This window comes from Sphaerotilus microaerophilus (assembly GCF_023734135.1).
GTDB classification, from domain to species: domain Bacteria; phylum Pseudomonadota; class Gammaproteobacteria; order Burkholderiales; family Burkholderiaceae_C; genus Sphaerotilus; species Sphaerotilus microaerophilus.
Map to the genome: position 1 here is coordinate 4,878,756 of NZ_AP025730.1, position 23,312 is coordinate 4,902,067.

Below are 23,312 nucleotides of genomic sequence, written 5' to 3' on the forward strand. Positions count from 1 at the left end.
CAGACGCAGCGCGGCTCACTGCACCGTGCCCGACCCCGGCCCCTGGTCGGCCGGCGGCACGAACAGCTTGCCCACGTCCACCGCGTCGAAGCGGTACTGGGCGCCGCAGAAGTCGCAGCCCACCTCCACCTCGCCGCGTTCGGCGACGATGCCATCGACCTCCTCGCGGCCCAGGCCGACCAGCATGCGCCCCACCCGCTCGGGCGAGCAGGTGCAGGCAAAGCGCGGGCCGGTGATGCCGGTCTGGGCCGGGAAGCGGCGCAGGTCCTCCTCCCAGAACAGGCGGTGCAGGATGACATCGGCCCCCAGGCTGAGCAGCTCCTCGCGCTTGAGCGTGGCCGCCAGCATCGCGATGCGCAGGTAGGCCTCGTTGCGGCCGATCTCGTCCTCGTCGAGCGCCAGCGAGCGCCCGGCCAGGTTGGACTCGCCCTGCATCGGCAGGCGCTGGATCAGCAGGCCGGCCGCCACCTGGTCGTTGGCAGCCAGCACCAGCGTGGTGTCGAGCTGCTCGGACTGCAGCATGTAGTGCTCCAGCACCCGGCCGAGGTCCTGCAGCGGCTCATGGCCCTCCCCATTGAGCGGCACCACGCCCTGGTAGGGCTGCTGGCCGGGCTGGCGGTCCGTGGGGTCGAGCGTGATCGCGCAGCGGCCCTGGCCATGCACGTTCAGCAGCGCCTCGATGCGGGCATCGTCCGCCACCTCGCCGACCACCTTGGCGGTGGCGCGCAGGCTCAGGTCGGGCTGCACCTCGGCCACGGCCAGCTTCACCGGCCCGTCGCCCTGCATCTGCAGGATCAGCGCACCGTTGAACTTGATGTTCGACTGCATCAGCACCGCCGCCGCGCTCATCTCGCCCAGCAGGCGGCGCACCGGCTCCGGGTAGCCGCCGGCCGCCTCGCGGCGCTGCAGGATCTGCGTCCAGGCACCGGTCAGGCGCACCAGCATGCCGCGCACCGGCAGGCCCTCGAAGATGAACTTGTGCAGCTCGCCGCCATCGGCCAGCGACTCATCGCCCTCGTTGGCGTTGCCATTGGCATTGGCACTGGGATTGGCGCTGCCCATCTCAACCCACCTTCTTCAAGTCGCGCGCGTAGGTCGCGCCACGTTCGGCATAGATCGTCGAGCCACGCGCCATGCGCTCGGCCTGCTCGGGCGTGAGCGTCTTGAGCACCTTGGCTGGGCTGCCGACGATCATCGAATAGTCCGGGAACTCCTTGCCCTCGGTCACCAGCGAGCCGGCACCGACCAGGCAATAGCGACCGATCTTCGCGTTGTTGAGCACGATCGCGCCGATGCCGATCAGCGAGCCGTCGCCGATCGTGCAGCCGTGCAGCACGCACTGGTGGCCCACGGTGACGTCCTCGCCGATCACCAGCTCGATGCCCGCGTCGGTGTGCAGCACCGAGTTGTCCTGGACGTTGCTGCCGCGGCCGATGCGGATGTGATCGGTATCGCCCCGCACGACGGTGCCGAACCAGACGCTGGCGCGCTCGGCCAGCTGCACCTTGCCGATCACGGTGGCGTTGTCGGCCACGAAGGCCTCGGGATGGATCTCGGGGACGTCGTCGCCGAGTTGGTAGATGGCCATGACGGCGACTCCTGACGTGCCTCAAGTTGGTGCAGATTCCGGCGACCGGCGCGGCGGCTCCCTGCAGGCGAGGCGAACACTGAGGGGCAGAATTGTAGGGATGGAACTCAGATCGGCGGCCCTGCAGGCTTTGTGCATCAGCGACCCATCCGCCAAGTGCGCCGCGGTGCATAGGCTCTGGGCCGAACGGGAGCAGATCCCGCTGGACCCCTCCGCCCTGCTGGCCGAGCCGCCGGGGGTGCCCGGGCGCCCCGCCCTGCCCCGCCTGGTGGCGCCGGGCACGGTGCCGCAGCGCTCGCCCTTCACGCCCGCCGGGCGGGCCGCGCTGCTGCACGCGATCGCCCACATCGAGTTCAATGCCATCAACCTGGCGCTCGACGCCGTCTGGCGTTTTGCCGGCCTGCCGGCGGATTTCTACCTGGACTGGCTGCGCGTGGCCGACGAGGAGGCCACGCACCACGCGCTGGTGGCCGAGCACCTGGCCACTCTGGGCCATGCCTACGGCGACTTCGACGCGCACGACGGCCTCTGGGCCATGGCGGTGAAGACGCGCGGGGATTTCCTTGCCCGCATGGCGCTGGTGCCGCGCACGCTGGAGGCACGCGGGCTGGACGTCACACCCGGCATCCAGGCCAAGCTGCAAAAGGCCGGCGATGCGCGCGCGGTGGCCATCCTCGACGTGATCCTGCGCGACGAGGTGGGGCACGTGGCCATCGGCAACCACTGGTACCGCTGGGCCTGCGAGCGCGACGGCCTGGCGCCGCTGGCCACCTACCCGCAGCTGGCCGCGCGCTACGCCGCGCCGAAGCTGAGGCCGCCCTTCAACCACGAGGCGCGTCGCCGGGCCGGCTTCACCGCCGAGGAGATGGCCTGGCTGGGCGGGCTGGAGGCCTGAGCCGGGGGGCCTCAGCCTCAGCCGGGCGATGGCGTGGGCGCGCCCGCGTCTGCCGTCGACAGCGCGGCGAAGAGGTGGCGCTCGCAGTCCGGATCGCCGCAGCGTGCGCACCAGTGCCTCCAGCGCCCGGCCCCGCCGGATGCCGCGGGCGCGGGGCGCTGCGCGGCCTCCCAGGCCGCCAGCGCGGCGTCGAGCCGGGCCGCGCCCTGGCCCGCCACCACCGAGAAGCCGATGCCACCGGCCTGCAACGCGCCGCGCAGCAGCGCATCCACCGGCACGCGCACCTGCGGGCCGTCGCGCTGCAGGCCGTCGGCCAGCCAGGGCAGGTCCAGCGCGGTCAGTAGCGTCAGGTCGACCTGGCGGGCGTGCACGGCTGCGGCCTCCGCATAGAGTGAACGGTCGCCGAAGACCATCTCGCTGTACACCGCGGTGAGCAGCGGCGTGGTGTCGGCCACCACCCAATGCGGCGCCAGCCCGCCCGGCGCGGCCCGGGCGGCGGCGGCGATGCGGCGCGCCTGCTCGGCGGCGATGCCGGCCTGCTCGGCCTGGGTCGGCGTGCGGCCGGCGCGGTCACAGAACTCGCGCAGGTACTCGTCCACCCGCGCGACGCGCTGGCCGCGCTCCGCCAGCGCCGCGGTTATCTGCCCGGCGAGGGTCGATTTGCCGGTGCTCTCCGCGCCCAGCAGGGCCAGCACGCGGGCGGTCATGCCGCCGGACCGGACGACGCCACCGCAGCGGCCGCCTCTCGCCGCCAGGCGCGCCAGCCGGCCACCGACAGCAGGCCAAAGAGCGTGTACAGCCCCACTGTCAGCCACAGGCCCTTGTAGGCGAACAGGGCCGTGCCCACCACGTTCACCGCCAGCCACACGGGCCAGTTCTCGACGTACTTGCGCCCCAGCAGCCACTGCCCGACCAGGCTGAAGGCGGTCGGGAAGGCGTCCCACCAAGGGACGTCGGTGTCCGTGAAGCGCCAGAGGAACAGCCCCACCAGCGGCCACAGCGCCAAACCCACGAGCAGGACCCGCCAGCGCGCAGCCGCCCCCAGCTCGCGCACCTGCAGCGCAGTTCCGGCATCGCCCCGCCCACGCAGCCACTGCCACCAGCCCCAGAACGCGACGACGACGAAGACGATCTGCAGCGCGCCGTCGCCATAGAGCTTCGCGTCCCAGAACAGCAGGAAGTACAGCAGCGAGGCCACGATCGCCAGCGGCCAGGCCACCGCCCAGACACGCAGGTTGGCCAGCACCATGGTCAGCGAGATCACGCAGGCGACCAGCTCCAGCCAGGTGAAGGGACTGCCCCCGGCGGTGAAGGCGGGAGTGAGCGCCAGGGCCAGGGCCTGAGCGACGGGGTGCGAGACGGCAGTCGGATCGGACACGGTGAGGAACGGCAGGCGTCGGGCGACGGAAGGCCACCCGGAACGCGCCGCAGTGTAGTGAAGGTGCCGGTGACCCGCAGCGGTCGACGACAACCGCTCAGGGGCGCTGCCCGGCGGCCACGTCCACCGGGCAGGCGGGCGGATTCGACGCTGCAGGGTCATCGGCTGCCGCGGCTTGCATCGTCTCCGGCGGCCCGAGGTCCCATTCAGCCCAGTCCTCGCCGAACAGCTCCACCGGGTGCTGGGTGCGGTCCGAGCCGTTGCCGCAGCGCATGTCCTCGGCGGCGCAGTACTGGTCACAGCCCCAGCACAGCCGCTCCGGGTGGCTGGGGTTGACGGGGAACTTCTTGGCCATGGTGAATCGCGCGCCGGCTGGGACGATGGCCCGGATTGTCACCGCCGCGGTGGGCCCGCTCGCCTAAAATGCCGGGTTTTCCGGAGAACACCCCTTGAGCGCCAACATCCTTCAGCATCTGCCCGTCGGCCAGCGCGTCGGCATCGCGTTTTCCGGTGGCCTGGACACCAGCGCCGCGGTGCACTGGATGCGCGCCAAGGGCGCCACGCCCTGCGCCTACACCGCCAACCTGGGCCAGCCCGACGAGAGCGATTACGACGACATCCCCCGCAAGGCGCTGGCCTACGGTGCGGACATCGCCCGCCTGATCGACTGCCGCGCCGCGCTGGTGGCCGAGGGCATCGCCGCCATCCAGGCCGGCGCCTTCCACATCACCACCGCCGGGGCCACCTACTTCAACACCACGCCGCTGGGCCGCGCGGTGACCGGCACGATGCTCGTGGCGGCGATGAAGGACGACGGCGTCAACATCTGGGGCGACGGCTCGACCTACAAGGGCAACGACATCGAGCGTTTCTACCGCTACGGCCTGCTCGTCAACCCGCAGCTGAAGATCTACAAGCCCTGGCTGGACCAGACCTTCATCGACGAACTGGGCGGTCGCAAGGAGATGAGCGAGTACCTCATCGCCAACGGCTTCGACTACAAGATGAGCGTCGAGAAGGCCTACTCGACCGACAGCAACCTGCTGGGCGCCACCCACGAGGCCAAGGACCTGGAGTTCCTGAACGCCGGCATCAGCATCGTCAAGCCCATCATGGGCGTGGCCTTCTGGCGCGACGATGTGGACGTCAAGCGCGAGACGGTGAGCGTGCGCTTCGAGGAAGGCGTGCCCGTGGCGCTGAACGGCCAGACCTTCCCGACCCTGCTGGCACTGTTCGAGGAGGCCAACCGCATTGGCGGGCGCCACGGCCTGGGCATGTGCGACCAGATCGAGAACCGCATCATCGAGGCCAAGAGCCGCGGCATCTACGAGGCCCCGGCGATGGCGCTGCTGCACATCGCCTACGAGCGCCTGGTCACCGGCATCCACAACGAGGACACCCTCGGCCAGTACCGCGCCAACGGCCGCGTGCTGGGCAAGCTGCTGTACCACGGCCGCTGGTTCGACTCCCAGGCCATGATGCTGCGCGAGACCGCCCAGCGCTGGGTGGCCCGCGCCGTCACCGGCGAGGTGACGCTGGAGCTGCGCCGCGGCAACGACTACTCGATCATGAACACCGAGAGCCCCAACCTGACCTACAAGCCCGAGCGGCTGTCGATGGAAAAGGTCGAGGACGCGGCGTTCACCCCGCTGGACCGCATCGGCCAGCTGACCATGCGCAACCTGGACATCGCCGACACGCGCGAGAAGCTGGGCATCTACAGCAAGGCCGGCCTGCTGGGCGTCTCCGGCGACAGCGGCATCCCGCTGCTGGGCGTGGGCGAGTAAGCGCCCTCACCGACCGGGCCACCACACATGGCCTCGTCCACTTCATCGGCATCCACGGCGGCCCCCACCGGCCGCCTGTGCGCTGTCAACCTCGGCACCGTGCGCCGCCTGCCGGTGGCCGGTCGCACGGTCATGTCCGCCTACGGCAAACGCGCCGTGGCCGGCCCGATCGCCGTCGGGCCGCTGGGCCTGGCGGGTGACGAGCAGGCCGACCTGACCGTGCACGGCGGCCTGGCCAAGGCGCTCTACGCCTACCCGGCGGAGCACTACCCCTTCTGGGAACAGGCCCGCCGTGATGCTGGGGTGACGGCTGAAGCCGACGCCGGCCTGCTGGCGGCGGCCCTGCCGAGCGGTGCACTCGGCGAGAACCTGACCCTCGAGGGCCTGCGCGAATCCGAGGTGTGGGTCGGCGACAGGCTGCTGCTGCCCGACTGCGAGCTGGTCGTCAGCGAACCGCGCCAGCCCTGCTACAAGTTCGTCGCCGTGATGGGCTTCGCCCGCGCCGCCAAGGCCATGGCCGAATCCGGCTTCTGCGGCTTCTATCTGCGCGTGGCCCGCCCAGGCACGCTGGAGGCCGGCCAAGCCTTCACGCTGCAGCCGGGGCCGCGCGAGGTGCGCATCGACCAGGCGTTCCGGCTGAAGATGGCGCGGCGGGATGTTTGATGGCCGGGCTGCCCGGGCTCCAGCCGGATGTGTGAAACCCCCTCCAGGCGGAAGGTGGCGGGACCACCAGCCCCGCTCAGCCGGATCTCACGCGAGCGGGTGCTGGCATTCATGAGCAGGAGGCGGTAGACGTTTTCTGCGCCGCCGTCCCCACTCTCGCGCGCCAGCACGGCGCGGTCAGGCATCACGTCCAGGCGCTGCGTCGGCCGAGTCGCCCGCCCGGTGACCAGCACCACGGCGCATCCAGGCCAAGTGCTTGCCGCCGCGACCAGCGCGAAGGCCAGCCCGGTGAAGAGCATCACGAACAGGGCGCTGACGATGGCTTGCTGGGACAGGTGGAGCAAGGGCAGGCGGCGGGGGCGGCAGGGCATAGGGAAGACAAGAGTCTCATCTCAGCCCATCAGCCCTATTGTCAGACTGAAATTCAAAACGCCGAAGAACTTCCCTGGCTCGGACCTGTTCGATCCGTGGCGGCACCGCATGTGTCCTCAGGCTGTCAACGGCTCCGGGATTCGGTCACACATCGGCCGCGCACCAGGCTCTCGATTCCGACCCATGCACTCCGATAGTGCAAGGGCGGTTGCCTTTCCCAGCGATGAACACCACCATGAATCCGTCCGTCACCGCTCCCAGCCTGAAGGCCCTGCGCCAGTGCATCGACACTGCAGCCGCATCGTCCGGAGGCGCGGATGCATCGGCCCTCGCGATGGCGCACGCCATCGCCGAGCGGCTGCTGCAGGTGGAGTCCGACCTGCATGAGCAGTCCTCGCTGCTGCGCACCGTGCTCGACGAAAGCCCGGATTTCATCATCCTGAAGGACCATGAAGGCAACTTCCTGCTGACCAACGCGCCGGTGGCCCGCTTCTACAACACGACGCCCGAGGCGATGGTCGGCAAGCACGACGGCGACTTCGGCTGCCCGCCCGAGATGGCCGAGGCCTTCCGCCAGAACGTGCAGGACATCATGGCCCGCGGCGAGACGGAGATCGTCTATGAGGAGTCGCGCGACGCCAGGACCGGGCGAACGAGCTACTTCAAGTCGATCAAGAAGCCCTTCGCCGGACCGGACGGCCGCCCGCGCATCCTCGTGATCGCCCACGACATCACCGACCTGCGCGAGGCGCAGCTGCGTGTGGAGGAGAGTGAGCGACGCCTTCGGCATGCGCTGGAGGCGACCGGCGATGCCGTCTGGGACTGGCACCTGGGCAGCGGCCGGCTCACGCTCAGCCAGCGCTGGCAGGAGATCCTTGGCTACCGGGCCGAAGACCTGAGCGGCACGCTCACCGACTTCCTGCAGTGCCTGGTGGAGGAAGAGGCCGACGACATCAACCGGGCCCTGGGCGAATGCCTGGAGGGTCGCGGCGACTACCAGCACGAGCACCGCATGCGCCGCAGGGACGGCAGCGTGATCTGGGTGCTCGACCGGGGCCGGGTGGTCGAGCGTGACGCCGACGGCCGGCCGGTCCGGATGGTGGGCAGCGTCGCCGACGTGACCGACAAGAAGAGCGCCCAGGACCTGATCTGGCAGCAGGCCAACTACGACGCCCTCACCGGGCTGCCGAACCGGCACATGTTCCTCGACCGGCTGCAGCGCGAGATGCAGGTCAGCGACCGCAGCGGCCACCCCTGCGCCCTGCTGATGCTCGACCTCGACCAGTTCAAGGAGGTCAACGATTCGCTCGGCCACGCCTGGGGCGACGTGCTGCTGCAGGAGGCGGCCCAGCGGCTGCGCCTGTGCGTGCGTGAAGTGGACACGGTGGCGCGCCTGGGCGGCGACGAGTTCATGGTCCTGCTGGGCGACGTGGCCGACCCCACCTCGGTCACCCGGGTGGTGCACGACATCCTCAAGACCGTGTCGCAGCCCTTCCGCCTCGGCTCGGACCTGGTCTACGTGACGGGCAGCGTGGGCGTCACCTTCTACCCAAACGACGCCTCGTCGACCGAGGAGCTGCTGCGCAACGTCGACCAGGCGATGTACGCTGCCAAGCGCGAGGGTCGCAACTGCGGTCAGTACTTCGCCCCGGTCATGCAGGTGGCGGCCCAGGAGCGCATGCGCCTGATCACCGACCTGCGGGCCGCCCTGTCCCACCAGCAGCTGCAGCTGCACTACCAGCCGATCGTCGACCTGGCCAGCGGCGAGGTGCACAAGGCCGAGGCCCTGCTGCGCTGGAAACACCCGGAACGCGGGTTCATCAGCCCGGCCGAGTTCATCCCGGTGGCCGAATCGACCGGGATGATCCACGAAATCGGCGACTGGGTCTTTCACGAGGCGGCCCGCCAGGCGGCACGCTGGCGCAGGGAGCGCCCGGACTTTCAGGTCAGCGTGAACGTCTCGCCGCTGCAGTTCGAGAACGGCCGGCTGGCCCTCTCGGCCTGGCTGCACCACCTGCGCTCGCTGGACGTGGACGGCTCCTGCGTCGTCGTGGAGATCACCGAGGGCCTGCTGATGGAGGCCGGCCCCGAGGTGACGCGGCAGCTGCTGCGCTTCCGGGATGCGGGGGTGCAGGTGGCACTGGACGATTTCGGCACCGGCTACTCGTCACTGGCGTACCTGAACCGGCTGGACATCGACTACATCAAGATCGACCGCTCCTTCGTGAGCAACCTGAAGCCCGCATCGCCGGACCTGGCGCTGTGCGAGGGCATCGCGATGATGGCGCACAAGCTCGGCCTGAAGGTGGTGGCCGAAGGCGTCGAGACCGAAGAGCAACGCGCCCTGCTGCAGGCGGCGGGCTGCGACTACGGCCAGGGCTACCTCTTCTCACGCCCGGTGCCGGCCACACAGTTCGACGCGCTGCTGGCGCACAGGTCGCACGAGCCGGCCTGACCGGCAGAGCAACCACGCAAGCGTTTCAGCAAAAGACAAAAGGGGCTCTCGGGCCCCTTTTTGCATCGCCAGCCGAACCCGCCAGCGGCCGCACCTCAGCGCGCGGGCGTGTACTGCACCAGCAGCTCGTTCGGCCGGACCATGCCGAGCTCGGCACGGGCCTTTTCCTCGATGATCTCGCGCCCGGTCTGCAGATCGGTCACTTCCGCCTGCAGGCGGTCGTTGCGCACCCGGGCCTGCTCGTTGAGCGCCTGCTGCTCGGCCACCTGCGCGCGCAGCTCCAGCACGCGCGGCACCCCAGAGCGGCCGAACCACAGCTCGGCATGCACGTAGCCGAGCAGGGCAACCAGGACGAGGGTGACGCCGCGCATGGGTCAGCAGCGCCCGATCAGCGCAGGTTGTAGAAGGCCGCGCGGCCCGGGTACACCGCCACGTCGCCCAGGTCTTCCTCGATGCGCAGCAGCTGGTTGTACTTGGCCATGCGGTCGCTGCGGCTCATCGAGCCGGTCTTGATCTGGCCGGCGTTGGTGCCCACAGCGATGTCGGCGATGGTGCTGTCTTCCGTCTCGCCCGAGCGGTGGCTGATCACGGCCGTGTAGTTGGCGCGCTTGGCCATCTCGACGGCGGCGAAGGTCTCGCTGAGCGTACCGATCTGGTTGATCTTGATGAGGATCGAGTTGGCGATGCCCTTCTCGATGCCTTCCTTCAGGATGCGGGTGTTGGTCACGAACAGGTCGTCCCCCACCAGCTGGACCTTCTTGCCCAGGCGCTGCGTCAGGTGCGCCCAGCCAGCCCAGTCGCCCTCGTGCATGCCATCTTCGATGCTGATGATGGGGTACTTGTCCACCCAGGTGGCCAGCATGTCGGTCCAGGCCTCGGCGGTCAGCGACAGGTTGCCTTCGCCGGCCAGCACGTACTTGCCGCCGTGGTAGAACTCGCTGGCCGCGCAGTCCAGGCCCAGGGCGATCTGGTCACCGGCACGGTAGCCGGCCATGTCGATGGCCTGCAGGATCATCTGGATCGCCGCTTCGTGGCTCTCGACGCTGGGGGCAAAGCCGCCTTCGTCACCGACCGCGGTGCTGATGTGCTTGTCGTGCAGGATCTTCTTGAGCGCGTGGAAGGTCTCGGCACCCCAGCGCAGGGCCTCGCGCAGGCTCGGCGCGCCCACGGGGATGATCATCATCTCCTGCAGGTCCAGGCTGTTGTTGGCGTGCGCGCCGCCGTTGATGACGTTCATCATCGGCACGGGCAGCTGCACCGCGCCCATGCCGCCGAAGTAGCGGTACAGCGGCAGGCCGGACTCTTCCGCGGCGGCGCGCGCCACGGCCATCGAGACGGCCAGCATCGCGTTGGCGCCCAGGCGGCCCTTGTTGTCGGTGCCGTCCAGGTCGATCAGGGTCTTGTCCAGGAAGCTCTGCTCGCTGGCGTCCAGGCCCAGCACGGCTTCGCTGATCTCGGTGTTGATGTTCTGCACCGCCTTGAGCACGCCCTTGCCCAGGTAGCGGCTCTTGTCGCCGTCGCGCAGCTCGATGGCCTCGCGGCTGCCGGTGGAGGCGCCGCTGGGCACGGCCGCGCGGCCCATGGTGCCGCTTTCCAGCAGCACGTCGCATTCAACGGTGGGGTTGCCGCGGCTGTCGAGAACTTCGCGGCCGACGATGTCGACGATGGCGCTCATCTTGGGGGACTCCTGTTGTGTCAAAAATTCACTGCGCGCATGGTGCCGCAAAGACGCCGGGGTGCGCGTGACCGCTGCGTCGGCGTGCCGATCAGCCGTGCAAAGTTGCAGCCGGCTTGATCAGCATGAAAAGTGATTCTCCAGCAGCGGTTGCTGCTTGACGACACGGTCCAGCGCGACCAGCTGCTCCAGCAGCGCGCGCATGTGCTTGAGCGGCACCGCGTTCGGCCCATCGGACCAGGCCTCGGCCGGCTCCGGGTGCGTTTCCATGAACAGCCCCGCCACGCCGGCGGCGACACCCGCGCGGGCCAGCACCGGCACCATCTCGCGCGCACCGCCGCTCACGTTGCCCAGCCCGCCGGGCTTCTGCACCGAGTGGGTGACGTCGAACACCACCGGCGCGCCGGATTGGCGCATCTCGGCCAGGCTGGTCATGTCGGCCACGAGGTTGTTGTAGCCAAAGCTCACGCCGCGCTCGCAGGCCAGGAAGCGGTCTTCCGACAGGCCGGCCTCTCGCGCGGCGGCGCGGGCCTTGTCGATGACGTTCTTCATGTCCCAGGGCGCGAGGAACTGGCCCTTCTTGATGTTCACCGGACGGCCGGACATCGCCACCGCGCGGATGAAATCGGTCTGGCGGCACAGGAAGGCCGGCGTCTGCAGCACGTCCACCACGCTGGCGACCTCGGCCACCTGGGCCTCGTCGTGCACGTCGGTGATCACCGGCAGGCCGGTCTGGCGGCGCACCTCGTCGAGGATCTTCAGGCCCGCGTCGATGCCCACGCCGCGCTGGCTGCTGCCCGACGAGCGGTTGGCCTTGTCGAAGGAGCCCTTGTAGATCAGCGGGATGCCCAGCGCCATGCAGGCTTCCTGGAGCTGCCCGGCCACGTCGAGGGACATCTGCAGCCCCTCGATCGAGCAGGTGCCGGCGATCAGGAAGAAGGGCCGGTCCAGGCCGACCTCGAAGCCGCAGAGTTTCATGCCTTCTCCTGATGGCCCTGCTGGGCGCCCTTGTCCTTGGCGGCGGCCTGGGCCTCGGCTTGATGCTTCAGCGCCGCGTCGATGTACCCGATGAACAGCGGGTGGCCGTCCCAGGGGGTGGACTTGAACTCGGGGTGGAACTGCACACCGACGAACCAGGGGTGCACCTCGCGTGGCAGCTCGATCATCTCGGTGAGCTTCTCGCGCTGGGTGATCGCCGAGATCACCAGGCCGGCACGCTGCAGGCGGTCGAGGTACTTCTCGTTGGCCTCGTAGCGGTGGCGGTGGCGCTCGGTGACCACGTCGCCATAGATGGTGTGCGCAATCGTGCCGGGCTTGACGTCCGAGCTCTGCGCGCCCAGGCGCATCGTGCCGCCGAGGTCGGAGTTGGCGTCGCGCTTCTGGATCGAGCCGTCGGCATCCTGCCACTCGTCGATCAGGGCGATCACCGGGTGCGGGCCATGGGGCTCGAACTCGGTGGAATTGGCGCCTTCCAGCCCGGCCATGTGGCGGGCGTACTCGATGGTGGCCACCTGCATGCCCAAGCAGATGCCGAGGTAGGGGATGCGCTGTTCGCGGGCGTACTGCGCCGCCAGGATCTTGCCCTCGATGCCGCGCTTGCCGAAACCGCCGGGCACCAGGATGGCGTCGAACTTCGCGAGCTGCCCAACCGTCTCGGGCGTGAGCGTCTCGGAATCGACGTACTCAATGTTGACCTTGACGTGGTGGTGGATACCGGCGTGGCGCAGCGCCTCGTTGAGCGACTTGTACGAATCCGACAGCTCGGTGTACTTGCCGGCCATCGCAATCGTCACCTCGCCCAACGGGTGCTCCACCTCGCTGACCAGGCGGTCCCAGCGCTTGAGGTTGGCCGGCTTGGTGAACAGCTGCAGCTTCATGCAGATCAGCTCGTCCAGGCCCTGCTCATGCAGCATGCGCGGCACCTTGTAGATCGAGTCGGCGTCCCACACCGAGATCACGCCGTGGCGCGCCACGTTGGTGAACAGGCTGATCTTGTCGCGCTCCTCGTCGGGGATCGGCCGGTCGGCGCGGCACAGCAGCGCGTCGGGCTGGATGCCGATCTCGCGCATCTTCTGCACCGTGTGCTGGGTCGGCTTGGTCTTGAGCTCGCCGGCCGCCGCGATCCAGGGCACGTAGGTCAGGTGCACGAAGGCGGCGTTGTTGGGGCCCAGCTTGAGCGCCATCTGGCGCACCGCCTCCAGGAAGGGCAGCGACTCGATGTCGCCCACGGTGCCGCCGATCTCGCAGATCGCCACGTCCACCGGCTCCTGAACGCTGTCAGGCAGCAGGCCGGCGCCGCGCTTGACGAAGGCCTGGATCTCGTTGGTGACGTGCGGGATCACCTGCACCGTCTTGCCGAGGTAGTCGCCGCGGCGCTCCTTCTCCAGCACCGTCTTGTAGATCTGGCCGCTGGTGAAGTTGTTCGAACGCTTCATCCTGGTCGTGATGAAGCGCTCGTAGTGGCCCAGGTCCAGGTCGGTCTCGGCGCCGTCGTCGGTGACGAAGACCTCGCCGTGCTGGAAGGGCGACATCGTGCCCGGATCCACATTCAGGTACGGGTCGAGCTTGATCAGGGTGACCTTCAGGCCCCTCGATTCCAGGATCGCGGCCAGCGAGGCCGCAGCGATGCCCTTGCCGAGGGAGGACACCACGCCGCCGGTGACGAAAACGAACTTGGTCATGTGCAGCGGCCCTCCCTTGGGGCGCCGCCACACGGATGCGGGCGAGGCGGACAGGAGGGCCGTGGTGGTAAACCGGGATTATAGGAGGGCTGGCCGGCCGGGCTCAGCCCGTCAGTTCGGCGATCAGAGACAGCACCTCGCCCGCCGCCACCTCGGGCCGCTCCATCGGGAAGAGGTGTCCCCCCTGCAGGATGCGGATGCGCCCGTGGGTGAGCCGACGCGTCGCCTCCACGCCCACTGCACGCAGTTCGCGCGAGTGGTTGCCGCCGATGAAGCCCACCGGGCAGCGCAGCGGGTGCAGCCGCAGCACCTCGCCCAGGTGGTGCGGCAGGGTGTCGTAGATGTGGCTCTCGGTCGTGCGGTCGAAGGCCAGGCGCACACCGCCCTGCGGATCACCCAAATCGGGCTCGGTGCCGGCGGCCACGTAGTCGTCCAGCACGCGGGGGTCCCAGGCGGCGAACACCGCCTTGGCCGCGTAGTGCGCGCGGCAGGCTTCCAGCGAGGGCCAGTGCTGGCGGCGGCGCTCGGCCACCCGCCCGGGCGAGAAGCGGCGCATCAGCAGCGGGTTCGCCTTGGCGAAGCGCAGCCCCTGGGCCCGCCAGCCGGTGATCAGCGGGGAGTCCAGCAGCACGATGGCGCGCACCAGCTCGGGCCGGTGGCTGGCCGCCAGCAGGCTCAGGAAGCCGCCCAGCGAGTGGCCCACCAAAACCACAGGGCCCACCGGGCCGCCGGCCTGCAGGCCCTCGATGAAGTGGATCAGCTGCTCGCGCAGCTTGGGCCAGTTGCTGCTGACCGGCCAGCGCGGGTCGTGGCCGAACTTCTCCACCGCCTCGACGCGCCAGCCGGCGGCGCGCCACTGCTCGAACAGCAGGCGGTAGGTGCCGGCCGGGAAGCCGTTGGCGTGGCTGAAGACGAGGGTGGGCTGGGACATCGCAGGCGCACGAGGCAGAGTTGGCCGGGAGCTTAGGTGCCAGCCCTGTCCGCTGCCTGTCGACGTGGTGACAACCGAGGGAGAAACCCGGGCGCCGTGGCGCTCAGATCACCCGGTCGCCGGGCGAGGCGATCTTCTTCATCGGCTCGTAGCGCTCGGAGCGCGAGATCAGCGGGTGGGTGGCGTCGCCGCCGTCCCAGCGCGGGTCGTCGATGCCATCGAACACCTCGCGCAGGCGCTGCCCCCAGGTGCTGTGGATCATCTGGAAGTAGGGGTTCTGCTCGTCGATGCAGACCACCTGGTCGGCCGCCAGTTCGCCGGCCCGGTAGACCAGCAGGTCCAGCGGCAGGCCCACCGAGAGGTTGGACTTGAGCGTCGAGTCCATCGACACCAGCGCCGCCTTGGCCGCCACGTCCAGCGGCGTGGTCGGCGTGAGCATGCGGTCCAGGATGGGCTTGCCGTACTTGCTCTCGCCCACCTGGAAGAAGCAGGTCTCGCGCGTGGCCTCGATGAAGTTGCCGGCCGAGTAGACCAGGAACATGCGCATGCCCTCGCCACCGATCTGCCCGCCGAGGATGAAGCTGGCGATGAAGTCGATGCCGTTCTGCTTGAGCGCCGGACCGTCCTGGGCGTAAACGCGCCTCACCGCCGCGCCGAGCACGCGAGCCACGTCGAACATGCTCTTGGCGTTCCAGAGGGTGATCGGGTCCTCCCCTTCCGGCCCGGGGATCTTCTCCACCTGCAGGATCTCGCGCACCGACTGCGAGATGCTCAGGTTGCCGGCCGACAGCAGGCACATGAAGCGGTCGCCCGGCTTCTCGTAGACGATCATCTTGCGGAAGGTGCTGATCGAGTCGATCCCCGCGTTGGTGCGCGAATCGGAGAGGAACACCAGGCCGGCGTTCAGGCGGATGCCGATGCAGTAGGTCATGACGGGAATGAAGGGCGAGGAACCGAAGCTGCGACCACGGACGTTTCAAGCGTCCGAGGCCAGCGCCTTCAGTCGGTAAAGCAAGTCCAGGGCCCCGCGCGGCGTGAGTGCATCGGGGTCGATCTCGGCCATCGCCCGCTCCAGTGGACCGGGTTCGGCGGGGGTGACAGGTGTGACAGACCGTATTGTCGCGGCAGGCAATGACGGGGTCATGGCGGGCGCCTCCGGCTCCACGGTCGCGCCGAACAGGTCGATCTGCGCATTCGCGGCGCGCTGCTGCGCCTCCAGCGCATCCAGCGCGCCGCGTGCCTGGCGCAGCACCGGCGCGGGCATGCCCGCCAGCCGCGCCACCTGCACGCCATAACTGCGGCTGGCCGGCCCCGCCTCGATGGCGTGCAGGAAGACGATGTCGTCCCCGCTCTCCGCCGCCGACACATGCATGTTCAGCGCATGGCGGTGCTTGGCCGGGAACTCGGTCAGCTCGAAATAGTGGGTCGCGAACAACGTGAAGCTCTTGTTGCGGTCGTGCAGGTGGCTGGCGATCGCGCCAGCCAGCGCCAGGCCGTCGAAGGTGGAGGTGCCGCGGCCGATCTCGTCCATCAGCACCAGCGAGTGCTCGCTGGCACTGTGAAGGATCGCGCTGGCCTCGGTCATCTCCAGCATGAAGGTGGACTGCGCGTTGGCCAGGTCGTCGGCCGCGCCGATGCGGGTGTGGATGGCGTCGATCGGCCCCAGCCGGCAGCGCGCCGCCGGCACGTACGAGCCGATGGCCGCCAGCAGCGCGATCACCGCCACCTGGCGCATGAAGGTGCTCTTGCCGCCCATGTTCGGGCCGGTGAGGATGACCATGCGCCGTGCCGCGTCCAGCCGGCAGTCGTTGGCGATGAAGCTGCCACCGCCCGTTTCGGCCAGCCGCGCCTCGACCACCGGGTGGCGGCCCTGCTCGATCTCCAGGCAGGGGTGGTTGACGAACTCCGGCGCGCACCAGTTCAGCGTCGCAGCACGTTCGGCCAGCGCGGCCAGCACGTCCAGGCTGGCCAGCGCGCGGCCGGCCTCGGCCAGCGCCGTCAGGTGGGCCTGCAGCGCGTCGAGCACCTGCTCGTAGAGCCACTTCTCGCGCGCCAGCGAGCGCTCCTGCGCAGAGAGCGCCTTGTCCTCGAAGGCCTTGAGCTCCGGGGTGATGAAGCGCTCGGCGTTCTTCAGCGTCTGGCGGCGCTGGTAGTTCAGCGGCACCTTGTCGAGTTGCCCGGCGGTCACCTCGATGTAGAAGCCGTGCACCTTGTTGTACTGCACCCGCAGGTTGCCGATGCCGGTGCGCAGCCGCTCGCGCGCCTCCAGCTCCAGCAGGAAGTCGTCGCAGTTCGTGGCGATGCCGCGCAGCTCGTCCAGATCGGCGTCGAAGCCGGGGGCGATCACCCCGCCGTCGCGCAGCAGCACCGCCGGCTCGGCGGCGATGGCCTGCTGCAGCAGCGTGGCGATGGCCGCGTCCGGCGTCAGCGCGGCGTGCAGTTCCTCCAGCAACGGGGTGCCGACGGGCACACGTTCCCGCAGGGTCGGCAGGCCGAGCAGCGTCTCGCGCAGGCCGGCCAGCTCGCGCGGGCGCACCTGGCGCAGCGCCGTGCGGGCGGTGATGCGCTGCACGTCGCTGACGTGGCGCAGCGCGTCGCGCAGGCCCTCGCCAGCGCCGGACTGGATCAGCACGCCGATGGCCGCCTGGCGCTCGCGCGCCGTGCTGCGCTCGCGCAGCGGGTGCGTCAGCCAGTGGCGCAGCAGCCGGCTGCCCATGCCCGTGCGGCAGGTGTCCAGCAGGCTCAGCAGCGTCGGCGCCGCCTCGCCGCGCAGCGTGACGGTCAGCTCCAGGTTGCGGTGCGTGGCCGGCGGCAGCTCCAGCAGCGCGCTAGCGCGCTCCACGCTGAGGCTGTTGACGTGCGCCAGCGCGCGGCCCTGGGTGTGCTCGGCATAGCTCAGCAGCGCGGCGGCGGCGGCGTGGGCCACGTGCAGGTCCTGCGCGTTGAAGCCGGCCAGGTGCGCCACGCGCAGCTGCTCGCGCAGCTTGCGCTCGCCGAGTGCGCTATCGAACTGCCAGCCCGGCCGGTTCGTCAGCGGCGCGCCGGCCGCACGCAGCGCCACGGGGCGCCGGTCCGCCTCGGTCTCGGCGCTGACCAGGATCTCCGCCGGCGCCAGCCGCGCCAGCCAGGCGGCCAGCTCGCGCTCGCTGCACTCGGTCAGCCCCAGCTGCCCGCTGGCCAGCGCCAGCCAGGCCAGGCCGTAGGTGGCCGAGCCAGCCGGCCCGGTCTGGGCGATCGCCAACAGCCGGGTGTCCTCCCGCTCGGCCAGCAGCTCGGTATCGGTCACGGTGCCGGGCGTCACCACCCGCACCACCTTGCGCTCCACCGGGCCCTTGTTGGCCCCAACTTCGCCCACCTGCTCGGCGATCGCCACCGCCTCGCCCAGCTTGATCAGCTTGGCCAGGTAGGCCTCCACCGAGTGCACCGGCACCCCGGCCATCACCACCGGCTCGCCGTTGCTCTGCCCGCGGGTGGTGATGGTGATGTCCAGCAGCCGGTGCGCGCGCCGGGCGTCGTCGAAGAACACCTCGTAGAAGTCGCCCATCCGGTAGAAGACGAGCGTGTCAGGAAACTCGGCCTTGATGCGCAGGTACTGCTGCATCATCGGCGTGTGGCCTGCTAAGTCCTTGTCGGAGTTCGCTTTTTCTTTATCTGACAAGGACTTATCGCTGATGAGCATTGCAAGGAGTTGCAGAGAACTGCCGCAAATGGGTCGCTTTTGCGGCGCTTTTGTAGCTACGGCGTAGCTTTGAATGTTGCTACAACGTCGCTAGGAACAATGGAGACACTTCGACCGTGAAAATGAAGCAGGCGGCCAAGCAGGCAAATGCAAAGACTGTATTAGACAAGAGGACGGTGTCCGATTGCGCGTTCGATGCCATCCCGGTCTTCGATTCTTCGGGGAAGCAGGTCGGCACCTTGCCGAACGAGTCGCAGAAACACTACGACATCCACGATGCGCACAAGGAAGCGCCCACCGGATTTCGCCTGCGAGTGAACAGGTCCGTGAAGACCTACATCTTGGTCCAGCGAGTCGGGTCCAAGGTCAAGACGGTGACTGTCGGTCGGCATCCGGACCTCTTGCTGGGAACCGGGGTTGCGCCTGACCGAAACGCGCGGCTTGTCGCGGCCGAGCTCTCCGCCCGCTTGCGGCGTGGCGAGGACATCAACCAAACGAAGCGCGAAGAGCGCATAGCGGCCAAGAAGTCCGAGGTGACGCTCCGCGTGCTGTTCAGCCGATGGATGGCTGACTATGTGGCCAGCGCTAAGCGCGACCCGCGCGAAAACACCATCGCAGCGGTTGAGAAGGCGCAACAGCGGCTCGGCGACAAGCTGCTGGACACTGCTGCGGACGAGCTGACTTGGCGTGACCTGGAGGCGTTCTTCGTAGACAAGGCGACCAAGAGGGGGCACTTGACGGCCGCCGAACAGACCATCCGGTGGGTGTCAGCCGTCTACAACAAAGAAAACCACCGCATCACCCTGGATGCCCTTCAGGCGAAGGGGCAGCCCAACCTCTACGCGAACCCCGCCGAGATTTTCATCAAGACTGGTGCTCTGCGGAACAACGCAGAACTTGAGCGTGACTACGACAAGAAAGGGGTCCGCCGGCCACTCAGCGGGCAGCGTGAGCACTTTCAAAAGTGGCTTGATTACGTGGTCGCGGCGCGTCACGACCCCAAAAGGTCTCGCACTGGCGCGGACTACATGCTCCTGACCGTTTTTCTTGGCATGCGCCGAGAAGAGACCGCTGGTCTGGTTTGGAATGACCGGCTGTCTAGGGCTCCCGATACTGGTCACCCATTGCGTGGTCACAACTTCATCGACCTTGACCGCGCAGTAGTCGTCTTGAACGTAACGAAGAACCGATACGCGCACCGCATCCCAATCCCCGGCTTCATACTTCAAATCATGAGAGAGCGAAGATTGTTGGTTGGCGACTCGCCATTCGTGTTTCCGCGGGTGTCACGGTCAAAGCTGGCAAGGGCGACGCACTACAACGACCCGCGGTCGTTTCTCGAGCAGGTGAAGACTGGCATTAAAGTCAACTTTGCCATTCACGACCTGAGACGGACCTTCGGCAACGTGGTGACGGAGATGGGTTTGCCCGACCGCCTTGCAAAACAACTTCTCAACCACAAGAGCGGGGGGGTGGTGGGCAAGTACGCGGACCAGTCTCTGGAGCAGCTTCGACCAGTCATGGAGGATGTTGAGGACGAAATGCTTGCTTATGCAACAAACAGTCCGAAGCCTGCACGGCAGAGGCATTTCAAAACAAGGACTTACGCCTGATGCGCGCTCACGCTCCAACATCGCAGTTTCGCGACGCTAATCTGGACCGGCTGCTCGGCGACGAATATCTATTGAATGTCGACCAAGCCGCGCTCTACCTTTCGGTATCTTCGTCGACTTTGAACCACTGGCGCTCGGATGGGAAAGGTCCTAGATTTGTGAAGCTGTGCGGGTCGACCAAGGGCGCCATTAGGTACAGGCTAGCCGACCTGCGGTCATACGTCGAACAGAATACTTTCTCAAGTGTTGCGGAGGCAGGTTTGTTTAACGCGATGTCTCGTGTCAGCCACTATTGGTACGACTGGCAGGTCGTGCATCCATTTGTGGCAAAAGGGCCGCATTTCCTGGTTGATTCCGCGCTCGCTGACCGGGATGCATATGTTGCTGTGCTCACCGACCCATGTGCGCGCGTTCGCTGGATTCGGCCCTGGGTTGCGCTGAGACATCCTTGGCTCAAGCCGCAACGCAGGCTAGAGTTGTTGGGCCTGTTTTTGGCCTCCAGTTATGGTCAGGGAGCTGAGGTCGCAATCGACCTAGAATACAAACGCAACTTGGCGGCAGTTCCTGAGCAGTACTGGTGTGGCCATCCGGACTTGACTTTGGCTAGGGTGGACGAAACCAAAGGCGAAGGGCAATACTCGTTTGAATAGAAAAGCGAGCGGAGGTTTTTCTAGTACTCGAGCGGGAGACTTGCAAGACGCCGCAGGCGAAGTCTGGTCGGCTGTGGGGCCCGGCGATACCATGATGGAGGCTCGGCGGCTTTGTGGGTGTATTGAAATGGAAGTATCGTGCGCCCTGGGGGCTTGCCATATATCAGCCGCGAGATAGCGGGCGTCCGGCGAAATTTGCCAAATATCTTATCCGGTTAAGTGCAGTTGCGGCAATTTTGGCATCTGAGGGGGCTCTCAGGATGCCGTGACGGCGATATCCGCCTATGGTTACTGGGTGATTGCCCGAAATTTTTGCAATCTCCGTGTTTGTTTTGCCCCCGTCCGTGAGAAGATTAATCGTTTCCTCTGAAACTGTGCGCCGCTTATCGTGACGGAAGTCAAACTCTCTCGGATTTGCTTGCTTTCCCGCGTACACCAGATGAAACGGATTTATGCATCGCGTGTTGCTGCACGAATGCTTGACGACGTCATACTTATCGAGCGGCCCCAAGAACAATTTATAAATTAGGCGGTGTGCACCGGAAACCTCACCACAGACATCGGTGTTCTCAAGCTGGACGTAGTTGTCCACCGTAGGGGGCAGCCAAGGAGAAATGGTGCATTCGTGCGGCGAAAAGCCTGCGAACTCCCCTAGCCGGGACACTTCTTCGCTGAGCGGAAGGTGTGTTGGTTGATAAACACCGTCAGTAATATTCGCCAGCGATGACTGTTCTGCGTGCAATTTCTGGCGAGCTGCGCTGTGATGCCTTTCATCGCGAAGATTTTCTGCCGTCCCGCCAATGTAGAGGTGAAACGGATTGCAGCACGCATGAATCCCACAGCGATGCAGTACGCTATCTCCGGCTGATAGTGTTCCTATCAGCAGTCGCGCTACCAGTCGATGGCCATTCTGGGTGTACGACCCAATGGACTTTTTCACCGATAGTGAGGTGTAGCCGTTTGGGGCGCGATTTAGCCATATCGGGATGAAGCACGCCGATTTGCTGAAGCCAAGGAAATTGGGCCTTCCGCAGCTGAATTTGGCATAGGCTCCACTTTCTGCGTCATTGGTCCGATTGTCGATTGGCATTATGAGTGCTCCAAATTATTTGTCCGGCGCATGAGCGTGAGGTTGTTTAGTTCGGCCGTGGGCGGTGGTATATTATAATGTATTAATGACTCAAACGGTTGGCTATTGCCGCAAGGGTGCTGGTTCGGTTCTATGGATTTGTCGCTTCCTGCCAGTCGCTAGGGCTCGGCAGCAGAATTTCGAAGGATGGCTCAAAAAGTCGGAGACGGGCCCGGATGGGTTTACGGCTGGAATTGATGCTGCTGAGTTTGTCTTTCGCGGTGCAAGCTGTGCTTTGGTCGACGAGTTGGCGCTTTTGGTCCTTGTCGCACACAGGCGTGCGGCCTTAGCCAGTTCTATGCTGTCCCCGCATTCTCTTGTTTTATGGCGCCCCGCACGAGCGGGTGCTGAATGCATCGGGGGGGTGTGAGTTGGTCCCGAGGTTGAGACAGTTGCGTACGATTTATACAGGTCATACCGTTTGTACGATTTGTACCGTTATGACGATTGGTATGGGTTGGATGGATGTAAAGAGTTTCGGCGCAAGAGCAGCGGTCTGATGCCTGAGGCTCAATCACTTCCGCCCAGGCTTCACTCGCTCAAGTCGGTCGAGCACTTCTACAAGTTGAGTTGCGCTAAGGTCGACCAGCGCGAGCAGCCCGGCACGCACGACCTCGCTCTTGCTGGTGTTCCGGCCCTCTCTTGCCGCACGAGTTCTCAGTGTCTCAATGAGCCCGTGGTCACCTGGAGGCATCGAGAACGTGTCTCGAATCACTGACGCCTCGCCCTTGGTTGCGCCTGCCACCGGCGGAGGCGTGGCTTCGTGTGGCACCGCTACATCTGCTGTCACATCCGGCGGAACGGCGCCTTCGCCGGGGCCGCCCGCATCGCGCTTCATGCCCAGGAGCACCGAGTCTGCTCTGGAGAATCGGTCGTCGATGATGTCCCGCTGCGCCGTCGCGGTCTTGCGCAGCGCCTTAGAAAAGTCCCTCTTGGCCATCAATCCGCCCCGAGTCGGAAAAGAAGTTCGGTTACCACCGCTTCGACCTCTGCAGCAGCGGCCCTGTGGGCAGCGCCCATCTTGGATGGAACACTGCCTCGGATGGTGGCCTCCTGAAAACTTGTGCGGTTTCCCAGCTTTCCGTCGAGGAACTCAACGTCGTTCTCTCTCATCACATCCAATACCTGTTTTCCCAGGTTCGTCGATGTGACGCGGTTTGGCACGCCGAAGGCCCGCAGGCCAGGGTTGACCATGCGGGCTTTCTCGACAAGCTCGATGGCGCCGACCGTTGCCCAGAGGTCAGCCGGTGTTGGTTGCAGCGGGATGAGGCATACATCGGACACAAGAAGGGCGCTCTGGGACGCCTGCTCTTCGACGGAAGGCGGGCAGTCGATGACGACGTAGTCGTAGTCATTCACCAGCGGTTTGACCAGTTGATGCAGTCGGCCCTTCGCGTTGGCAAGCCCGATGACGGTCGCTGGGAACGGTGCAGTCTCTGCTGCGGCGCCGGCCCACTGTGTGGCGGTTCCCTGTGAGTCGGCATCAACGACCAGGACTCTGTTGCCGCGCCCGGCTAGCGCGCCCGCAAGAGTCATCGCGAGCGTCGTTTTGCCGGACCCGCCTTTTTGATTCGCAACGGTAATGATTCGTGCCGTCATGTTGTCATGCTCAGTTCTGGCTCGAGCCCATTCAAAGCGGCCTGATGTGGTTGCATCGTCGATACCATTTGTACGGTATGAAAGGATTGTATGGGTTGTACTATTTGCGCGTGAATATTGCGAGCGCACTAGTATCTGTTTGGGTGCCGAAAGGCATCGGTGTGAGGAATATTAACGAAACCAATGTCAAGACAATTGGGTTGATGGACTCGCCAGC

At 66.7% G+C, this 23,312-nt stretch carries 21 protein-coding genes and 1 pseudogene; 6 read left to right on the top strand and 16 right to left on the bottom strand.

Going from position 1 to position 23,312, the window contains the following annotated elements; all coding sequences use genetic code 11:
- Positions 1-15 precede the first annotated feature (15 nt).
- Both hslO and NGK70_RS20890 read right to left on the bottom strand, forming a co-directional pair.
- On the bottom strand, positions 16-1,062 hold the full coding sequence (gene hslO, locus NGK70_RS20885) for an Hsp33 family molecular chaperone HslO (protein WP_256490698.1): 1,047 nt from the start codon (positions 1,060-1,062) through the stop codon (positions 16-18).
- A gap of 1 nt (position 1,063) precedes the next feature.
- Positions 1,064-1,588 carry a gamma carbonic anhydrase family protein gene (locus NGK70_RS20890; RefSeq protein WP_251970396.1) on the bottom strand — a complete coding sequence of 175 codons (525 nt, stop codon included), beginning with the start codon at positions 1,586-1,588 and terminating at the stop codon, positions 1,064-1,066.
- Positions 1,589-1,688: 100 nt separating this feature from the next.
- Here NGK70_RS20890 and NGK70_RS20895 point away from each other — a divergent pair, with 100 nt between their 5' ends.
- Positions 1,689-2,483 (top strand): ferritin-like domain-containing protein, encoded by a 795-nt coding sequence (locus NGK70_RS20895; protein WP_251970397.1) that lies wholly within the window; start codon positions 1,689-1,691, stop codon positions 2,481-2,483.
- A 17-nt stretch (positions 2,484-2,500) separates the two neighbouring features.
- On the opposite strand, the gene NGK70_RS20900 is transcribed toward NGK70_RS20895, so the two are convergent.
- The 3 genes from NGK70_RS20900 to NGK70_RS20910 form a co-directional block, all read right to left on the bottom strand.
- Positions 2,501-3,190 (bottom strand): AAA family ATPase, encoded by a 690-nt coding sequence (locus NGK70_RS20900; protein WP_251970398.1) that lies wholly within the window; start codon positions 3,188-3,190, stop codon positions 2,501-2,503.
- Positions 3,187-3,861: a nicotinamide riboside transporter PnuC gene (gene pnuC, locus NGK70_RS20905; protein WP_251970399.1), complete on the bottom strand. Its 675-nt coding sequence runs from the start codon at positions 3,859-3,861 to the stop codon at positions 3,187-3,189. The genes NGK70_RS20900 and pnuC overlap by 4 nt, the downstream gene beginning before the upstream one ends.
- A 97-nt stretch (positions 3,862-3,958) precedes the next feature.
- The gene (locus NGK70_RS20910) at positions 3,959-4,216 is read right to left on the bottom strand and encodes a DUF3079 domain-containing protein (protein WP_251970400.1); all 258 of its coding nucleotides are present in this window, start codon (positions 4,214-4,216) and stop codon (positions 3,959-3,961) included.
- 94 nt (positions 4,217-4,310) lie between these two features.
- Here NGK70_RS20910 and argG point away from each other — a divergent pair, with 94 nt between their 5' ends.
- A complete protein-coding gene (argG, locus tag NGK70_RS20915; RefSeq protein WP_251970401.1) occupies positions 4,311-5,648 on the top strand; it encodes an argininosuccinate synthase in 1,338 nt (445 codons plus the stop codon).
- A 27-nt stretch (positions 5,649-5,675) separates the two neighbouring features.
- A complete protein-coding gene (locus NGK70_RS20920) occupies positions 5,676-6,311 on the top strand; it encodes an MOSC domain-containing protein (RefSeq protein ID WP_251970402.1) in 636 nt (211 codons plus the stop codon).
- A 20-nt stretch (positions 6,312-6,331) separates the two neighbouring features.
- On the opposite strand, the pseudogene NGK70_RS26400 reads toward NGK70_RS20920, so the two are convergent.
- Positions 6,332-6,682, bottom strand: a pseudogene (locus NGK70_RS26400) (FixG Ig-like domain-containing protein); the annotation flags it as partial.
- Between the two features lie 236 nt (positions 6,683-6,918).
- On the opposite strand from NGK70_RS26400, the gene NGK70_RS20930 reads away from it, so the two are divergent.
- Entirely contained in the window at positions 6,919-9,138 is a 2,220-nt protein-coding gene (locus NGK70_RS20930; RefSeq protein ID WP_251970403.1) for a GGDEF and EAL domain-containing protein, read from the top strand.
- Between the two features lie 95 nt (positions 9,139-9,233).
- Here the strand turns inward: NGK70_RS20930 and ftsB are convergent, their stop codons facing one another.
- The 7 genes from ftsB to mutS form a co-directional block, all read right to left on the bottom strand.
- Positions 9,234-9,509 (bottom strand): cell division protein FtsB, encoded by a 276-nt coding sequence (ftsB, locus tag NGK70_RS20935; protein ID WP_251970404.1) that lies wholly within the window; start codon positions 9,507-9,509, stop codon positions 9,234-9,236.
- 17 nt (positions 9,510-9,526) lie between these two features.
- Positions 9,527-10,813 (bottom strand): phosphopyruvate hydratase, encoded by a 1,287-nt coding sequence (gene eno / locus NGK70_RS20940; RefSeq protein WP_251970405.1) that lies wholly within the window; start codon positions 10,811-10,813, stop codon positions 9,527-9,529.
- A gap of 120 nt (positions 10,814-10,933) precedes the next feature.
- The gene (kdsA, locus tag NGK70_RS20945; RefSeq protein ID WP_251970406.1) at positions 10,934-11,791 is read right to left on the bottom strand and encodes a 3-deoxy-8-phosphooctulonate synthase; all 858 of its coding nucleotides are present in this window, start codon (positions 11,789-11,791) and stop codon (positions 10,934-10,936) included.
- Complete coding sequence (gene pyrG, locus NGK70_RS20950; RefSeq protein ID WP_251970407.1) at positions 11,788-13,494, bottom strand: CTP synthase; 1,707 nt, start codon at positions 13,492-13,494, stop codon at positions 11,788-11,790. The genes kdsA and pyrG overlap by 4 nt, the downstream gene beginning before the upstream one ends.
- Positions 13,495-13,597: 103 nt before the next feature.
- Positions 13,598-14,425, bottom strand: a complete 828-nt coding sequence (locus tag NGK70_RS20955; protein ID WP_251970408.1) for an alpha/beta hydrolase — start codon at positions 14,423-14,425, stop codon at positions 13,598-13,600.
- 103 nt (positions 14,426-14,528) lie between these two features.
- On the bottom strand, positions 14,529-15,356 hold the full coding sequence (locus NGK70_RS20960) for a proteasome-type protease (RefSeq protein ID WP_251970409.1): 828 nt from the start codon (positions 15,354-15,356) through the stop codon (positions 14,529-14,531).
- Positions 15,357-15,401: 45 nt separating this feature from the next.
- A complete protein-coding gene (gene mutS / locus NGK70_RS20965) occupies positions 15,402-18,029 on the bottom strand; it encodes a DNA mismatch repair protein MutS (protein ID WP_251970410.1) in 2,628 nt (875 codons plus the stop codon).
- A gap of 197 nt (positions 18,030-18,226) precedes the next feature.
- Here mutS and NGK70_RS20970 point away from each other — a divergent pair, with 197 nt between their 5' ends.
- Both NGK70_RS20970 and NGK70_RS20975 read left to right on the top strand, forming a co-directional pair.
- Positions 18,227-19,717, top strand: a complete 1,491-nt coding sequence (locus NGK70_RS20970; protein WP_251973853.1) for a tyrosine-type recombinase/integrase — start codon at positions 18,227-18,229, stop codon at positions 19,715-19,717.
- A complete protein-coding gene (locus NGK70_RS20975) occupies positions 19,717-20,367 on the top strand; it encodes a helix-turn-helix transcriptional regulator (RefSeq protein ID WP_251970411.1) in 651 nt (216 codons plus the stop codon). Before NGK70_RS20970 ends, NGK70_RS20975 begins: the two co-directional genes overlap by 1 nt.
- Before the next feature lie 163 nt (positions 20,368-20,530).
- Here the strand turns inward: NGK70_RS20975 and NGK70_RS20980 are convergent, their stop codons facing one another.
- The 3 genes from NGK70_RS20980 to parA all read right to left on the bottom strand — a co-directional run bounded on the left by NGK70_RS20980 (position 20,531) and on the right by parA (position 23,095).
- Positions 20,531-21,457: an HNH endonuclease gene (locus NGK70_RS20980; protein ID WP_251970412.1), complete on the bottom strand. Its 927-nt coding sequence runs from the start codon at positions 21,455-21,457 to the stop codon at positions 20,531-20,533.
- A gap of 553 nt (positions 21,458-22,010) precedes the next feature.
- Positions 22,011-22,436 carry a hypothetical protein gene (locus NGK70_RS20985; protein ID WP_251970413.1) on the bottom strand — a complete coding sequence of 142 codons (426 nt, stop codon included), beginning with the start codon at positions 22,434-22,436 and terminating at the stop codon, positions 22,011-22,013.
- Complete coding sequence (gene parA / locus NGK70_RS20990) at positions 22,436-23,095, bottom strand: ParA family partition ATPase (protein ID WP_251970414.1); 660 nt, start codon at positions 23,093-23,095, stop codon at positions 22,436-22,438. The genes NGK70_RS20985 and parA overlap by 1 nt, the downstream gene beginning before the upstream one ends.
- Positions 23,096-23,312: the final 217 nt, after the last annotated feature.

What these genes read in the sequence shown, in the direction of transcription:
- hslO (WP_256490698.1), bottom strand. Translation starts at nt 1,062, where the DNA reads ATGGGCAGCGCCAATCCCAGTGCCAATGCCAATGGCAACGCCAACGAG.
- ftsB (WP_251970404.1), bottom strand. Translation starts at nt 9,509, where the DNA reads ATGCGCGGCGTCACCCTCGTCCTGGTTGCCCTGCTCGGCTACGTGCAT.
- NGK70_RS20920 (WP_251970402.1), top strand. Translation starts at nt 5,676, where the DNA reads ATGGCCTCGTCCACTTCATCGGCATCCACGGCGGCCCCCACCGGCCGC.
- NGK70_RS20975 (WP_251970411.1), top strand. Translation starts at nt 19,717, where the DNA reads ATGCGCGCTCACGCTCCAACATCGCAGTTTCGCGACGCTAATCTGGAC.
- NGK70_RS20890 (WP_251970396.1), bottom strand. Translation starts at nt 1,588, where the DNA reads ATGGCCATCTACCAACTCGGCGACGACGTCCCCGAGATCCATCCCGAG.
- NGK70_RS20970 (WP_251973853.1), top strand. Translation starts at nt 18,227, where the DNA reads ATGAAGCAGGCGGCCAAGCAGGCAAATGCAAAGACTGTATTAGACAAG.
- parA (WP_251970414.1), bottom strand. Translation starts at nt 23,095, where the DNA reads ATGACGGCACGAATCATTACCGTTGCGAATCAAAAAGGCGGGTCCGGC.
- NGK70_RS20900 (WP_251970398.1), bottom strand. Translation starts at nt 3,190, where the DNA reads ATGACCGCCCGCGTGCTGGCCCTGCTGGGCGCGGAGAGCACCGGCAAA.
- NGK70_RS20895 (WP_251970397.1), top strand. Translation starts at nt 1,689, where the DNA reads ATGGAACTCAGATCGGCGGCCCTGCAGGCTTTGTGCATCAGCGACCCA.
- NGK70_RS20910 (WP_251970400.1), bottom strand. Translation starts at nt 4,216, where the DNA reads ATGGCCAAGAAGTTCCCCGTCAACCCCAGCCACCCGGAGCGGCTGTGC.
- mutS (WP_251970410.1), bottom strand. Translation starts at nt 18,029, where the DNA reads ATGATGCAGCAGTACCTGCGCATCAAGGCCGAGTTTCCTGACACGCTC.
- pyrG (WP_251970407.1), bottom strand. Translation starts at nt 13,494, where the DNA reads ATGACCAAGTTCGTTTTCGTCACCGGCGGCGTGGTGTCCTCCCTCGGC.
- kdsA (WP_251970406.1), bottom strand. Translation starts at nt 11,791, where the DNA reads ATGAAACTCTGCGGCTTCGAGGTCGGCCTGGACCGGCCCTTCTTCCTG.
- NGK70_RS20930 (WP_251970403.1), top strand. Translation starts at nt 6,919, where the DNA reads ATGAATCCGTCCGTCACCGCTCCCAGCCTGAAGGCCCTGCGCCAGTGC.
- NGK70_RS20985 (WP_251970413.1), bottom strand. Translation starts at nt 22,436, where the DNA reads ATGGCCAAGAGGGACTTTTCTAAGGCGCTGCGCAAGACCGCGACGGCG.
- NGK70_RS20955 (WP_251970408.1), bottom strand. Translation starts at nt 14,425, where the DNA reads ATGTCCCAGCCCACCCTCGTCTTCAGCCACGCCAACGGCTTCCCGGCC.
- NGK70_RS20960 (WP_251970409.1), bottom strand. Translation starts at nt 15,356, where the DNA reads ATGACCTACTGCATCGGCATCCGCCTGAACGCCGGCCTGGTGTTCCTC.
- NGK70_RS20980 (WP_251970412.1), bottom strand. Translation starts at nt 21,457, where the DNA reads ATGCCAATCGACAATCGGACCAATGACGCAGAAAGTGGAGCCTATGCC.
- eno (WP_251970405.1), bottom strand. Translation starts at nt 10,813, where the DNA reads ATGAGCGCCATCGTCGACATCGTCGGCCGCGAAGTTCTCGACAGCCGC.